Origin of the sequence: Caulobacter sp. CCNWLW153 (assembly GCF_036889365.1) — a bacterium.
Taxonomy (GTDB): Bacteria; Pseudomonadota; Alphaproteobacteria; order Caulobacterales; family Caulobacteraceae; genus Caulobacter; species Caulobacter radicis.
The window spans coordinates 67,464-81,210 of sequence record NZ_JBAKFV010000001.1 but is presented as its reverse complement, the minus strand read 5'-3'; the positions used below and the strand labels follow the sequence as shown (position 1 = coordinate 81,210).

Genomic DNA, 13,747 nt, shown 5'->3' with positions numbered 1-13,747 from the left:
ACATCCAGGTCAGGAGGCGCGGGCCAGGCCGTGGCCCAGCTTGTCGCGCTTGGCGGCGAGATAGGCGGCGTTGTGCGGGGTGACGGGGGCCAGCAGCGGAACCTGCTCGACCACCTTGATCCCTCCGGCGCGCAAAGCGGCGGCCTTGCGCGGGTTGTTGCTGAGCAGACGGACGCTGCCCACGCCCAGCGCCTTCAGCATGGCCACGGCGGCGGCGTAGTCGCGCGGGTCGTCGGCGAAACCCAGGGCGTGGTTGGCCTCGACGGTGTCGAGCCCCTCGTCCTGCAAGGCGTAGGCGGCGATCTTGTTGGCGAGGCCAAGGCCCCTGCCCTCGTGGCCGCGCAGATAAACGAGCGCCCCGCCCTCCTCGCCGATGCGGCGCATGGAGGCCTGCAGCTGGGCGCCGCAGTCGCAGCGCTGCGAGCCCAAAGAATCGCCGGTCAGGCACTCGGAATGCACCCGCACCAGCGGCGCGTCGCCCAGCGGCCCTTTCAGCAGCACGAGGTGCTCGACGCCGCTGGTCCGGTCGCGAAAGGCGCGGACCTCGAACCGGCCGCCGTGGGCCGACGGCAGGTGCGACGTGGCGACCGGCTCGACCGTCTGGACGCGCAGGTGCTCGACCAGCTCGGCGATGGTCAGGATCGGCAGGTCATGACGGGCGCCGAAGATCTCCAGGTCGTCGCGGCGGGCCATGGTCCCGTCGTCGTTCATCACTTCGCAGATGACGGCGGCGGGGGTGAGGCCGGCCAGTCTCATCAGCTCGACGGAGGCTTCGGTGTGGCCGGCGCGGGCCAGCACGCCGCCGGGCACGGCTCGCAGGGGGAAGATGTGGCCGGGCGAGACGAGGTCGGCGGGCCCCGCGCCCGGCGCCACGGCGGCCTGGATGGTCAGGGCCCGGTCGAAGGCCGAGATGCCGGTGTCGACGCCCACGGCCGCCTCGATCGAGACGGTGAAGGCGGTGCTGCGGCGAGTGCGATTGTCGGCGACCATCGGCGGCAGGCCGAGGCGGTCGACGGCGTCGGGCTCCATGGCCAGGCAGATCAGACCGCTGGCGGCCTTGGCCATGAAGGCGATTGCCGGAGCGTCGGCGAACTGGGCGCCGAGCACCAGATCGCCCTCGTTCTCGCGATCCTCGTCGTCGACGAGGATGATCATGCCGCCGGCCTTCAGGCGTTCGAGGGCGTCAGATAGGCGTGACATAGCCGCTCCACGTATTTGGCCAGCACGTCGACCTCGACATTGATCGGAGCGCCGACGCCGGCGTGCTGAAGGTTGGTGTGGGTCCAGGTGTGGGGGATGATGGTGATCCCGACCGGAAAGCGCCCCTCGGCGTCGGCGGGGCCGACGTGGTTGAGGGTCAGGCTGATCCCGTCGAGGGCGATCGAGCCCTTCTCGACGCAGAAGGCCCGCAAGGCGCCCGGCAGGCTGAGGGTCAGCCGGCGCGAGCCGCCGTCGTCGATCACTTCGGAAAGGCGCGCGACGCCGTCGACGTGGCCCTGGACGAGGTGGCCCGACAGCCGGGTTGACAAGGTGACCGCCCGTTCGAGGTTGAGCACCGTTCCGACGCCGGCCGCGCCCAGGCTGGTGCGGGCCAGGGTCTCGGGGCTGACGAAGAAGTCGGCCCCGCCGCCCGGGTCATGGCGCACGACGGTCAGGCAGACGCCGTTGACGGCGACGCTCTCGCCCAGGACCAGATCCGGGAAGCCCGTGGCCAGCGACAGCCGCAAGGCGCCGTCCTCGGGATCGACGGCGACGACCTCGCCGAGGGTTTCGATGATGCCGGAGAACATGAGGCTCCTTCAGATGACCGCAGCGCGCAGGGTCGTCTCGACGGTGTCGGGATCGCCGGCGCGCGCGGCCTTGGTGATGACGACGCGCTCGTCCCAAAGGCCGGCGGCGAGAAAGGTGGTCGACAGGGTCGGGCCGGCCTCGACCAGGGCCTCCAGCGCGCCGCCTTCGGCCAGGTCGGCCAGCAGCGCGGGGATGTCGGCGTGTATGGAGGGAACGAGGCCGCGCGACCGGGCTCCCACGAGGTAGGTGGCCGGCACGCGGCCGCGGCGGTCGAGGATCGCCAGGCGCCTGGGCGCGCGGCGTGGGTCGGCCACGCGGCGGACGGTCAGCAGCGGGGCGTCGGCCAGGACCGTGCCCGAGCCGGTGATCACCGCGTCGGCGCGGCGGCGCAGGGCGTGGGCCAGGTCGAGGGAGGCGTCCGAGGTGAAGGTCCTTTCGCCCGGCGGCGGGATCATCGAACCGTCGGCCGCGAAGGCCTGCTTGAGGGTCAGCCAGGGCCGCCCCTGCGTGGCGCGCATGGCGAAGGGGGCGATCAGGCGGGCGGCCTCGTCGGCCAGCGGACCGGCCACGAAGGCGACGTCGAGCCCCGCGGCGGAAAGGCGCGCGGCCCCGCCGCCGGCGACAGCCGGATTGGGATCACGGGCGCCGATCCAGACGGCGCGGGCGGGGCTGGCCAGGATCGCTTCGACGCACGGTCCGGTGCGGCCGTGGTGGTTGCAGGGCTCCAGGGTGACAACGAGGGTGTGGACCTCGCCCAAGCGATCGCGGCAGGCGGCCAGGGCGGCGGCCTCGGCGTGGGGAAGGCCCGCGCCTTGGTGAGCCTCGAGCGCCAGCACGGTCCCATCGGCGGCCAGCACCGCGCAGCCCACCGGCGGGTTGGGCGCGGTGGCGCCGGCCAGGGCGGAGGCGGCGGCGAGGGCCAGGCGGAAGGCCCGGGCGATGGCCGGCGGTGGAGGCGAAAGAGCCGTCATGCCAAGCAGTTAGGCCGGGCTCCTCAGCCTCGCCAAGCGTTGGTCGCTTTTCGAAACTCTTACATGTTAGAGCCCATGGGAAATGACGGCGCCGCGTTTTGCGCTTACGAGCGTGAGCATGCGCGCGCAGCCCCCGAGCCGGCCATGAAGGGCCCCCTGAACAGCGTCGAGCCCCATGGCGACTGGGCGCCGGGGCTTCAGAAGGCGCGGCTGTACGAACTCATCCTGCAGGACATAATCCTGGGCGAGCTGCCGCCGATGCAGGTGCTGGAGGAGAAGGCCCTGGCCGCCCGCTACGCCGGCGGGGTGGCGGGGGTGCGCGAGGCGCTGGGGCGGCTGGCGATCGAGGGCCTGGTGGTGCGCCGGCCACGCGTGGGCACGATCGTCGCGCCGATGGACGTCGCCGAGATCGAGCACGCCTTCGAGGTGCGGCGAATGCTGGAGGGCCGCACCGCCGCCCTGGCGGCCCGCAATCGCCGTCCGGCGGATCTCGTGGCCATCACCGCCGCCTTCGAGGGGGCGGAAGCCGCGATCGAGGCCGGCGACTTCCGTGCCATGCTGGCCATGGACCACGCCTTTCACCGCGCGGTGGCCTTCGCCGCCCAGAACCCCACCCTCGCCCGCTTCGTCATCGCCCTGCAGAATGTCGCGACGCGGTTCTGGATCTGGCAGATGGAGAAGCAGACGCCGCAGGAGCAGATGGCCGACGTGGTGCTGCACCGGGCTCTTGCTCAAGCGATCATCGACCGCGATCCGGTCGCCGCCGAAGCCATCTGCGCCCAGTTGATCGGCGAGCCGCCCAGCGCCCAACGCGCCTGACATCACCCATGATGGGCGAAAAATGGGCCGACTGCGGGTTGCGTATTGTTACGTTATAACATAGTTGACCTTCGACTATTATTAGATGGGGTCAGCGTTCCATGCAACTTCGAAGCATCCTTCTCGCCGCCGGCAGCCTGACGGCCCTGGCCGCGCCGACCTTCGCGATGGCCGCGCAGTCGGGCCCCGGCGGGACCGACGTCGAGGGCGTGGTGGTGACCGCCGACCCGCTGGGCCGCTCGGGCAAGGAGGTGATCTCCAGCGTCGCGGTGCTGACCGGCGAGGAGTTCGTGCAGCGCCGCCAGGCCACGCTCGGCGAGACGCTGAACGGCCTTCCGGGCGTCAATTCCGACACCTTCGGCGGTGGCGCCAGCCGGCCGGTGATCCGCGGCCAGACCGCTCCGCGCGTGAAGGTGCTGAGCGAGGGCGCGGCCCTGATGGACGCCTCTGAGGTGTCGCCCGACCACGCCGTCTCTGGCGAGCCGCTGCTGCTGGAAGGCGTCGAGATCCTGCGCGGTCCCAGCGCCCTGCTCTACGGCGGCGGCGCGATCGGCGGCGCGGTCAACCTGATCGACCGCAAGATCCCGACGCAGGTTCCGCCGCTGGGCGGCGACGGCGTGGCCGAGGTGCGCTTCGGCTCGGGCGACAACGAGCGGGCCGGCGTGCTGGGCCTGACGGCGGGCGTCGGCCAGTTCGCGGTGCGGATCGAGGCCGCCGGCCGCAAGACCGACGACTACGAGGCCCCCGGCTTCGACAGCTCGACGGTTCCGGGCACCTTCAACCGCACCTCGACGGCGACCCTGGGCCTCTCCTGGATCGGCTCGCGCGGCTATCTGGGCGCGGCCTACACCCAGCAGGACAGCAAGTACGGCCTGCCCGGCCACAGCCACGAGTACGAGTCCTGCCACCCGCACGGAACCACCTTGCACTGCGGCGGCCATGACGATCACGGCGACGAGGACGACCACGATCACGACCATGAAGGCGAAGAGCACGGCGCGCCGGTCGTCGACCTGCTGAGCAAGCGCGTAGACGTGCGCGGCGAGATCAACGACCCGTTCGCCGGCGTCGAGCGCGTCCGCCTGCGGGCCGGCTATACCGACTATCGCCACCACGAGATCGAGGACGGCGCCATCGCCACCACCTTCGGCAACAAGGGCTACGACGCCCGCGTCGAAGTGCAGCATGCGCCGATCGGCGGGGTGCGCGGCGTGGTCGGCGTGCAGGTGGGCAAGAGCGACTTCTCGGCCGTCGGCGAGGAAGCCTTCATTCCGGAAAGCCGCACCGAGACCCGGGCCCTGTTCGTGGTCGAGGAATACGTGGCCGGCGAGTGGCGCTTCGAAGGCGCCCTGCGCCAGGAGTGGCAGGACGCCAGCGCACAGGGCCGGGTCGACACCGACCACAAGCCGTTCTCGGCCTCGGCGGCGGCCAGCTGGACCTTCACGCCGGGCTATGTGGCCTCGCTGTCGGTGGCCCGTTCGCAACGCGCGCCGAGCGCCCAGGAGCTGTATGCCCGCGGCGTGCACCTGGCGACCAACACCTACGAAATCGGCTCGGCCGGCCTCGACGTCGAGACCGCCGCCTCGGTCGAACTGGGCCTGCGCAAGACGCAAGGGTCGACGACCTTCTCGGCCAGCGTCTATCGCTACGCGTATGACGGCTACATCTATGCCGACACTCTGGACCGCTACGAGGACTTCCGCCTGGTGCGCTACAGCCAGGACGACGCCCGCTTCACCGGCGTCGAAGGCCAGGTGACCCAGAAGCTGAAGCCCTGGCTATCGGTCACCGCGTTCGGCGACTACGTGCGGGCCAAGCTGAAGGACGGCGGCGGCGACCTGCCGCGCATTCCGGCCGGACGCCTGGGCTTGCGCAGCGACGCCAAGAGCGGCGCGTGGAGCGGCAATGTCGAGTACGTGCGGGTCTTCGACCAGGACCGCATCGCGGCCTTCGAAAGCGAGACGCCGGGCTACGACATGGTCAACGCCACGCTGGCCTACGACCTGCCGATGGGCCCGGTGATCGGCCAGGTGTTCCTGCGCGGCACGAACCTGCTGGACGAGAAGGCGCTGAACCACGCGTCGTTCGTCAGCACCTCGGCGCCGCTGCGCGGGCGCAACGTGGTGATGGGTCTGCGGGCGCTGTTCTAGCCAGCCGCCAGCTTGGAGACGCCATCCCCTCCCCGGCGTCTCCGAAGGCTCGTCATCCCGGACGGCGTCCGGGATGACGAGCTCGCCTCAGTCCGCCTCAGTCCGCCTTGGCCACGACGCCGGGCGTGATCCGCACGCTGTGCACGGCCCACATCGGCTCGATGGCCTTGCTGGCGAAGGTGAAGCAGATGTCGCCCTTGCCGCGCGGCGGGGCGTCGACGACGATCTCGGTGAGGGCCGAGTTCTTGGCCGCCTGCGTCAGCGGCACGGTGGCCAGGCGCGGCCCCTTGCAGCCAAAGCGCACCTCCAGTTCGCCCTCGGGCCGCGACGGCGGGCGCACCGGCAGCGGCTCCAGCTTGTTGCCGAGCTGGAAGTTGTAGGGCAGCTGGCCGACCGTGACGGTCAGCTTGGCGCCGGCCGACAGGTCGGCGTCCTTCCAGATCCAGCACGGGTTGAGGATGTCGAGCAGGAAGGTGGCGCGCTCGCCCTTCTCGCCCACGCCATCGTCCTCGAGATTGAGGATCAGGCCCTCGGTGCAGCGGGTCAGCTGGTGCGAGCGGCGCGTCAGAGCGGTGTCGGCGGTCACGTTCCAGGCGCGCACGCGGCCCAGCGGATGCTTGCCCTGGAAAGTGCGGGCCTTCAGCTGCGAGCCGGCCGAAAGCTTCAGCGGCGCGGCATAGCGCGGCGAGGCCGCGGTCGGCTCCGAACCGTCGGTGGTGTAGCGCACCTCGCCGACCTGGAGGCCGGTGTCGAGGCTGGCGCCGATCTCGGAGCCCTTGGGCCAGTCGAACGACGCCTGCGGCTCGAACGGCACGGCGTCATAGGCCAGGCCCAGGTCCGACAGGCGGCCGAGCATCGCCGGCAGGCGGTCCTCGAAGCCGGCCCAGCCCTGCTTGTCGCGCGGGGTCCAGGCGTTTTCGGCCAGGGCCGCCAGGCGCGGGAACAGCATGGTCACGGCCCGCTCGTCGGTGCGGATGTGCTCGCTGAACATCGTGGCCTGCATGCCCAGCACGTGCTTGTGCTGCTCGGGCGTCAGTTCCGACGGTTCGGCGTCGAAGGCGTAGACGCTCTTCAGCGTCGAAAGCTTGCCGCGGCCGGGCGGTTCGTCGGGCGAGGTGCTCTGGCGATGGTCGAAATAGAGCACCGGCCCGGGCGCCAGCACGGTGTCGTGACCCTGCCTGGCGGCGGCGACCGCGCCCTCCAGTCCGCGCCAGGACATGACCGTGGCGTTGGGCGCAAGGCCGCCTTCGAGGATCTCGTCCCAGCCGACCAGGCGACGCCCCTTGGCGTTGAGGTGCTTCTCGATGCGCTGGATGAAGTAGCTCTGCAGGGCGTGCTCGTCGGCCAGGCCCAGTTCCTTCATGCGGGCCTGGATCCTGGGGCTGGCCTCCCACTGGGCCTTCAAGGCTTCGTCGCCGCCGACATGGATGTATTCCGACGGGAAGATCGCCATCACCTCGTCGAGCACGTCCTCCAGGAAGGCGAAGGTCTCGTCGTCGACGTTGAAGATGTCGGGATAGACGCCCCAGTCGGCCATCACCCGGTCGGCGGCCGGGCGCGTGCCCAGCTTGGGATAGCTGGAGATCGCCGCCTGGGCGTGGCCGGGCATCTCGATCTCGGGCACGACGACGATGCTGCGGGCCGCCGCGTAGGCGACGATCTCGCGGGCCTGGTCCTGGGTGTAGAAGCCGCCGTAGCGGACCTCCTCGCCGGAAGCCTTGTAGCCCGCCGCCCCGGCCGGACGCCGCCAGGCGCCGTGGTCGGTGAGATTGGGGTACTTCTTGATCTCCAGCCGCCAGCCCTGGTCGTCGGTGAGGTGCCAGTGCAGCGTGTTGAGCTTCAGGCTGGCCATGCCGTCGATGATCCGCTTGATCGTCGGCAGGCTCTGGTAGTGGCGGGTGCTGTCGAGCATCAGACCGCGCCAGGAAAAGCGCGGGGCGTCCTCGATGCGCACGGCCTGGACGCGCACCGGCGCGCCGGCCTTCTCCTGACCGGCCAGCTGCCAAAGCGACACCGCGCCGTAGAACAGGCCCGCCTTGTCCTTGGCGCGAATTTCGGCGCGCTGGGACGAGACGTCGAGGGCGTAGGCCTCGCCCGCCGGGCCGCCGCGCGACAGCACGACGCCGCCCGAGCCGGTCGGCGCGCCTTCCTTGATCGCCAGGCGTACGCCGCGCGTGGCCGCCAGGGTGTCGACCAGCCACTGGGCCGCAGTCCGCGCCTCGACGTCGCCCGGCGCGATCCAGACGGCGTCTCCGGCGCGCAGGGTCAGAGCACCTTGCGCCGGCGCGATCTTGGCCGGGGCCGGCGTCACGGCGAAGGCCTGGGCGGCCAGGGCCGGCGCGGGCAGCACGGCGGCGAGCGCAACGGCGGCCGCGACGGGTCGGAGGGTGAAAGGCATGGTCAGCTCCCAGCGGCCTCTGCTCAGAGGCTCTTGATCGTTATGTTCGAAATCCGGGCCGCAAAGCCCTTGCCGGCCGGCGAGGCGGCCATGACGCCGAGGTCCACAGCGTCCGGCATCGGCAGGTGGCCAAGGCGCGTGTCGACGAAGGCGCCCTCCCCCACGGCGTGGGCGCAGAAGAGGGTCTGGCCCGAGCGCCGCAGCTTGACCCGCACGGACGGCGCGGAGGGGATCACGAGCGACGAGCCGTCCGACCAGTCGCGGGTGAAGACGGTGGCCGAGTGCAGCTCGCCGCCCAGCCGCTCGACGCCGGTCTTCATCCAGAGATCGGGGGCGAGGCGCAGCATCAGGCCGGTCTGGTCGGCGTCGGCGGCGTAGTCGCCCGCCAGGGTCGCGGTCATCTCGAAGTCGCCGGACTGGCGGCGGAACCAGAAGTGGCCGTTGTCGATCAGCGGCCCGCCGGCCGTGCGCCGCCAGAAGTCGGTTCCGGCCTTGGCCTCGCAGGCCAGGGCCCCATCCTTCCAGGCCCAGGTGTCGGGCGCGTTGAGCCAGGACCAGCCGTCGGCGGCCCGGGCCAGGGCGGGCGTGGCCAGGGCGGCCGCGGCCGCGCTAGCAAGAAAGGCTCGACGGTCGAGGGCGCGATCAGACGACAAGGCTGAGCCCCAGCACGCAGACCAGGCCGACGACGCCGACGACGCTTTCCATCACCGTCCAGGACAGCAGGGTCTCCTTCAGCGACAGGCCGAAATACTCCTTGAACAGCCAGAAGCCCGGGTCGTTGACGTGCGAGAACATCAGGCTGCCCGCGCCGATGGCCAGGACCATCAGGTTGGGGTCGACGCCGGTGGCGGCCATCACGGGCTGGATCAGGCCCGCGGCGGTGAGGCCCGCGATGGTGGCCGAGCCGAGCGCGACGCGGATGACCATGGCGATCAGCCAGCCCAGCACCAGCGGGTGCAGCGGCAGCGAGCCGAGCCAGCCGCCCAGCGTGGCGCTGACGCCGCTGTCGACGAACACCTGCTTCAGGGCCCCCGCCCCGGCCAGGATCAGCAGGATCGAGGCCACGTCCTTCAGGGCGTCGCCATAGCGCTGCATCTGCACGGGGATGCCGATACCGCGCAGCACGCCCAGGCTGAAGGTGGCGTAGATCAGGCAGAGGGTCAGGACCACGGCGGGGTGGCCGACGAAGCCGATCAGGTCGTGGGTCGGCGACGGGGTCTTGAAGGCGACCAGCAGCGCCGTGGTGGCGGCGATCAGCACCACCGGCAGCAGCGCGGTCGTGAAGCTGTTGATAGGCCCGGGCGCCTTGGCGTCCGGGGCCTCGTCGGCGGCGAAGGGCGAGTCCGCGGCCGGGCCGCCCAGCGGCAGCAGATTGACGCGCTTGAGCACTAGGGTCAGCAGCGGGCCGCCGACCATCAGGGCGGCGATGCTGACGACGAGGCCGTAGCCGAGGGTCAGGCCCGTGTCGGCGCCGAACAGGGTGACGAGGGCGGCCGGCGACGGGTGCGGCGGCAGGTAGCCGTGGGCCACCGACAGGCCCGACAGCAGCGGCAGGCCCACATAGACCGGCGGCAGGTCGGCCCGCTTGGCGATCGAGAAGATCAGCGGGATCATGACCACGAAGCCGACGCTGTAGAACAGCGGGATGCCGACGATCAGGCCGGTCATGGCCATGGCCAGCAGGATGAAGCGCAGGCCCACGGCGCCGATCAGAGCGCGGGCGATGCTCTGGGCGGCGCCGCTGTCGGCGATGGCGCGGCCGAACATGGCCCCCAGGCAGATGATGGCGACCAGACCACCGAGCATGTCGCCGACGCCCTTCTCCAGCGACTTGGGGATCTGGGCCAGCGGCATGCCGAACAGCACCGCGCCGCCCAGCGCCACGACCAGGAAGGCCAGGAACGGCGGAACCTTGCCCCAGGCGATCAGCACGACCAGCAGCGCGATCAGCGCGACGACGGCGAGCACTATCATGGTCGGACCACCCTAAGCCCCGCGGACGACGTTTCGCTCCGCGGGTGGAAGGAAAGAGCGATTCCCCGGCGCCGTGGGGTTCGACGTGGCGCCGGGGAATCTAAAGCCGGACAAGGCAGGGGATCCGCCTTGGGGCTGAGGCCCGGCCGCTTACCGGGGAGGGAGTGGCTTCGCGGCCGGTGGTGGGCGCGCTCGCAGAAGCGCGCCCGAGCACGGCGATCAGAACCGCAGGCGCACGCCCGCGCGGTACATCCGACCGATGGTGTCGTAGAGGTAGGGATTGACGCCCGGGCTGACGTTGGTGGTCGGCGCGGCGACCGGATCCTCGTCGAACAGGTTGTCGACCTTGAAGTAGGCGGTGACGTTGTCGTTGACGTCGTAGGTGCCGCCGAGGTCGACGTAGGTCGCCCCCTCCATGTGGTTGTTGTCGATGGTGCGGCGCTGCACGGTCGAGACCGGGCAGTTGGTCTGGCACTCGATGTATTCGTTGTTGTAGACGCCGTCGCTGATCCAGCGCTGGTAGAGGGTCAGGCTGAGGCGATCGAGCGCCCAGGTCTGGCTGAAGGTGGCCTTCCAGTCGGGCGTGTTCGACAGGTTCACGCCGGCGCTCTCGACCGGGATCGTGCCCAGCACGCCCGAGGTGGTCTTGAAGCTCATGACGTGGGTGGCCAGCGCGCGGATCGACAGCGTGCCCGGCAGGCCCCAGTCTTCCAGGTTCTTGCGGTAGATCGCCTCGAGGTCGACGCCCTTGGTGCGCATGGTGGCGACGTTGAAGGCCTGCACCCGCACGAAGTTGGTGTTGGGCTGGGTGCTGGTCAGCAGCATCGCCCCGCAGATCTCCTGGTTGCCGGCCACGCACAGGTCGACCAGGTCCTGGGCGGCCAGCGAGTTGATGGCGCCGTCGACCTTGATGTCGAAATAGTCGGCCGAGAAGCTGAAGCCCGGCAGCCAGGCCGGCTCGGCCAGGACGACGCCGACCTCGGTGTTGCGGGCGATTTCCGGACGCAGGTTGCTGTTGCCGACGATCTCCTGGAGGACGTTCACCGCCGTGCCGCGATAGAGGACGGTGGCGTTGGTCACCACCGGCGGCGCGAACAGTTCGCCCAGGTTCGGGGCGCGGATGTCGCGCGAGGTCACCGCCCGCAGGCGCAGGCCCTGGACCGGGGTCTTCCAGACGCCGCCCAGCTTCCACGTCGTGACGTTGCCCGAGGTGCTGTACCGCGTCTGGCGGACCGCGCCGTTGATGTTGGCCTCGCCGAGGGTCTGCGACTGAAGGATCGGCACGTTGGCTTCGAGATAGCCTTCGGTCACGCTGTAGGAGCCGTGACCGCCGTGGTAGTTGCCGGCGTACCAGTTGTTGCCCGCCAGGCGCAGCAGCGGATCGGCCTTGTAGTCGTCGGTGTAGCCGTTGTCGGCGGTCGCGCCGTCGCCATAGGGGTCGCCGATGGTTCGGTACTTCTCTTCGCGCCATTCCAGGCCCGCGGCGATGGCCACCGGGCCGGCCCACGACTGGAAGGGCTCGCCGGTGACGTTGAACGCGGCGACGGACTCGTTCTGCTTGGAGCGCTGGCGCGGTCCGTTCTTGGGCATCACATAGGCCAGGGCGGCCGGGTCCTGCGTCACGTTGCCGATGATGTTCAACGGCACGCAGCCGGCGGCGCGGGCGATCGGATCGCGGCAGATCACCGTGCCGTTCGGGCCGGCGATGGCGTCGATGGCGGCGTTGTAGCGGGGCGTCAGGGTGATGTTGTCGACATCGATGCTGATGCGGTTGACGCCATAGGCATAGTAGGCGTCATAGCTCCACGACGTGCCGAACACCTCGCGGCTGCCCGTCGCGCCCAGCACGAAGCGTTCCTGCTCGCGCTTGACGTTGACGTCGATGGGTCCGAAGGCGCCGTTGCTGGTGCCCATCTGGAAGCTGGTGATGTTGTTGCTGACGCAGGCCGAACGGATGGCGGCCGGCACGAACGGGTTCTCGCACTGGATGGTCAGGCCCGTGCGCTCGGCGCCGACATTGGGCTGGTTGAGCGAGTTCACCTGGGCGAAGTTGGTGGTCAGGTAGATCTCGTCGTCGTCGCCCCACTTGTAGCTGACGCGGCCGTAGGCGACCTTGCGCTTGAGGCGCGCGGCCAGGGTCGGCGAAGCGCCGATGCCGCCCGACAGGTCGCCGCCGACGCAGAACGGGGCGAAGCAGCCGGTGACGCCGCCAGCGCCCTTGGGCGTACCGCCCGAGCCGTACTGGAACTGGTAGGGCGCGCCGCCCGGACCGAAGGCGATGCCTTGCAGCGGGCCGTTCGTGATCAGGCCGTACTGGGCGTACTGGATCTGCTGGGCGCCCTTGATGACGCGATACTGCGGCCGGCCGTCGGTGGTCGAGGCCAGCGGACGCACCTGGATGGCGGGCGTCTCGTACCAGTCACGGCCGCCGGCCTGCTGTTCGCCGAAACCGCCGGCCAGGACGCCTGCCTCGCGGCTGTACTCGACGCTGCCGATGACGCGCAGGCGGTCATCCAGGAAGGCGTCGCCGAACGCGGCCTGCGCCACGAAGGTGTCGTTGTCGCGGTACTTGCTCTCGCCGCCTTCGAGGCGGGCCTTGAAGCCCTCGAAGGTCTTGTCGGTGACGAAGTTGACCACGCCGCCGATGGCGTCCGAGCCGTACGAGGCCGAGGCGCCGCCGGTGACCACGTCGACCTGCTTGATCAGCAGCTGCGGGAACTGGCTGACATCGGAGACGCCGTTGATATTGGCGGGGGTGACGCGCTGGCCGTCCAGCAGGGTCAGGGTGCGAATGGGCCCCAGGCCGCGCAGGCTGAACGAGCTCAGGCCCTGCATGCCGCTGCTGGTGCTGTTGACGAAGACCGTCTTGCCGGTGCTGCCCTGCAGGGCCGGCATCTGGACGATGGCCTGGAAGACGTTGGGCTGCGAGGCCTTTTCCAGGTCCTCGGCGGTGACGGTGGTGGTCGGCGTCGGCTGGGTGAAGCCGCGCGAGGCGATGCGCGAACCGGTGACGACGACTTCGGAAACCGTGGCGTCGGCCTCGGCGGCTTGCGCCTCAGGCTGGCCTCCGGCGTGCGCGACAGCCCCCCAGGACAGCAGCGCCAGAGCCGAGACCGTGCCGGCATAGGTTCGGCGATTCAATTTCAACAACTTCCAGCCCCCTTGCTCGAGGAGTCCACGTCCGGGCGCACTGACGGCGCTCACTGAACCTGGCTCCAGGTGAGTGTTATTACTTCCCCACGAACGCAGGGATTCTCTTTATATTTTTGAATGTCGGACAATCAGGCCCGGATACTGTTGCGAACCGGGCCACCGCCTTCAATTCCCGCCCTCTTGAGGACGCAGGAAGGATTGTCACAGGCCCCATATAACGTCAATCACAAAACATTCATTTATGTAGCAATCATAAAAAGATTGCCTAAGGAGGACGCTAGAGATCGGAAAAATCTCTTATTTTTCAGCGCACAATGCGGCGCCCACAAATGCGGCGCCGACGAAGGATGCGCCATCAAAGCGACGCGAGCAGCCACATCCACACACGCGGAGCGCATGAGACCGCTATCAAGAAAAGATCGAATTCCGAGCGAAGGAATAGGCGATATGCCGCCTCACCCAAGCATATGGCGCCCCGGAGGCCAGAAGAG

Annotated in this window: 9 protein-coding genes; 2 read left to right on the top strand and 7 right to left on the bottom strand. The window is 69.9% G+C overall.

What is annotated here, in order from left to right; translation table 11 throughout:
* Positions 1–9: 9 nt before the first annotated feature.
* Genes ribB through ribD form a run of 3 tightly spaced genes read right to left on the bottom strand, consistent with a single transcriptional unit; the run spans position 10 to position 2,762 of the window.
* Positions 10–1,200, bottom strand: coding sequence for a 3,4-dihydroxy-2-butanone-4-phosphate synthase (gene ribB, locus V6S85_RS00300; protein WP_334347582.1), 1,191 nt, complete (start codon positions 1,198–1,200; stop codon positions 10–12).
* Positions 1,167–1,790 (bottom strand): riboflavin synthase, encoded by a 624-nt coding sequence (locus tag V6S85_RS00295; protein WP_334347581.1) that lies wholly within the window; start codon positions 1,788–1,790, stop codon positions 1,167–1,169. Before V6S85_RS00295 ends, ribB begins: the two co-directional genes overlap by 34 nt.
* 9 nt (positions 1,791–1,799) lie before the next feature.
* Positions 1,800–2,762 (bottom strand): bifunctional diaminohydroxyphosphoribosylaminopyrimidine deaminase/5-amino-6-(5-phosphoribosylamino)uracil reductase RibD, encoded by a 963-nt coding sequence (gene ribD, locus V6S85_RS00290; protein WP_334347580.1) that lies wholly within the window; start codon positions 2,760–2,762, stop codon positions 1,800–1,802.
* Positions 2,763–2,906: 144 nt separating this feature from the next.
* Between ribD and V6S85_RS00285 the strand changes: the two genes are divergently transcribed.
* Positions 2,907–3,581 (top strand): GntR family transcriptional regulator, encoded by a 675-nt coding sequence (locus V6S85_RS00285; RefSeq protein ID WP_334347579.1) that lies wholly within the window; start codon positions 2,907–2,909, stop codon positions 3,579–3,581.
* Between the two features lie 101 nt (positions 3,582–3,682).
* The gene (locus tag V6S85_RS00280; RefSeq protein ID WP_334347578.1) at positions 3,683–5,731 is read left to right on the top strand and encodes a TonB-dependent receptor domain-containing protein; all 2,049 of its coding nucleotides are present in this window, start codon (positions 3,683–3,685) and stop codon (positions 5,729–5,731) included.
* A gap of 97 nt (positions 5,732–5,828) precedes the next feature.
* On the opposite strand, the gene V6S85_RS00275 is transcribed toward V6S85_RS00280, so the two are convergent.
* The 4 genes from V6S85_RS00275 to V6S85_RS00260 all read right to left on the bottom strand — a co-directional run bounded on the left by V6S85_RS00275 (position 5,829) and on the right by V6S85_RS00260 (position 13,244).
* Entirely contained in the window at positions 5,829–8,129 is a 2,301-nt protein-coding gene (locus V6S85_RS00275) for a beta-N-acetylhexosaminidase (protein WP_334347577.1), read from the bottom strand.
* Between the two features lie 23 nt (positions 8,130–8,152).
* Positions 8,153–8,782, bottom strand: a complete 630-nt coding sequence (locus V6S85_RS00270; RefSeq protein ID WP_334347576.1) for a DUF1349 domain-containing protein — start codon at positions 8,780–8,782, stop codon at positions 8,153–8,155.
* Complete coding sequence (locus V6S85_RS00265; RefSeq protein WP_334347575.1) at positions 8,772–10,103, bottom strand: GntP family permease; 1,332 nt, start codon at positions 10,101–10,103, stop codon at positions 8,772–8,774. Before V6S85_RS00265 ends, V6S85_RS00270 begins: the two co-directional genes overlap by 11 nt.
* A gap of 219 nt (positions 10,104–10,322) precedes the next feature.
* Positions 10,323–13,244: a TonB-dependent receptor domain-containing protein gene (locus tag V6S85_RS00260; RefSeq protein WP_334347574.1), complete on the bottom strand. Its 2,922-nt coding sequence runs from the start codon at positions 13,242–13,244 to the stop codon at positions 10,323–10,325.
* Positions 13,245–13,747 lie beyond the last annotated feature (503 nt).

Excerpts from the sequence above, each read along its gene's own strand:
- ribD (WP_334347580.1), bottom strand. The coding sequence starts at position 2,762 with ATGACGGCTCTTTCGCCTCCACCGCCGGCCATCGCCCGGGCCTTCCGC.
- V6S85_RS00275 (WP_334347577.1), bottom strand. The coding sequence starts at position 8,129 with ATGCCTTTCACCCTCCGACCCGTCGCGGCCGCCGTTGCGCTCGCCGCC.
- V6S85_RS00295 (WP_334347581.1), bottom strand. The coding sequence starts at position 1,790 with ATGTTCTCCGGCATCATCGAAACCCTCGGCGAGGTCGTCGCCGTCGAT.
- V6S85_RS00265 (WP_334347575.1), bottom strand. The coding sequence starts at position 10,103 with ATGATAGTGCTCGCCGTCGTCGCGCTGATCGCGCTGCTGGTCGTGCTG.
- V6S85_RS00280 (WP_334347578.1), top strand. The coding sequence starts at position 3,683 with ATGCAACTTCGAAGCATCCTTCTCGCCGCCGGCAGCCTGACGGCCCTG.
- ribB (WP_334347582.1), bottom strand. The coding sequence starts at position 1,200 with ATGTCACGCCTATCTGACGCCCTCGAACGCCTGAAGGCCGGCGGCATG.
- V6S85_RS00285 (WP_334347579.1), top strand. The coding sequence starts at position 2,907 with ATGAAGGGCCCCCTGAACAGCGTCGAGCCCCATGGCGACTGGGCGCCG.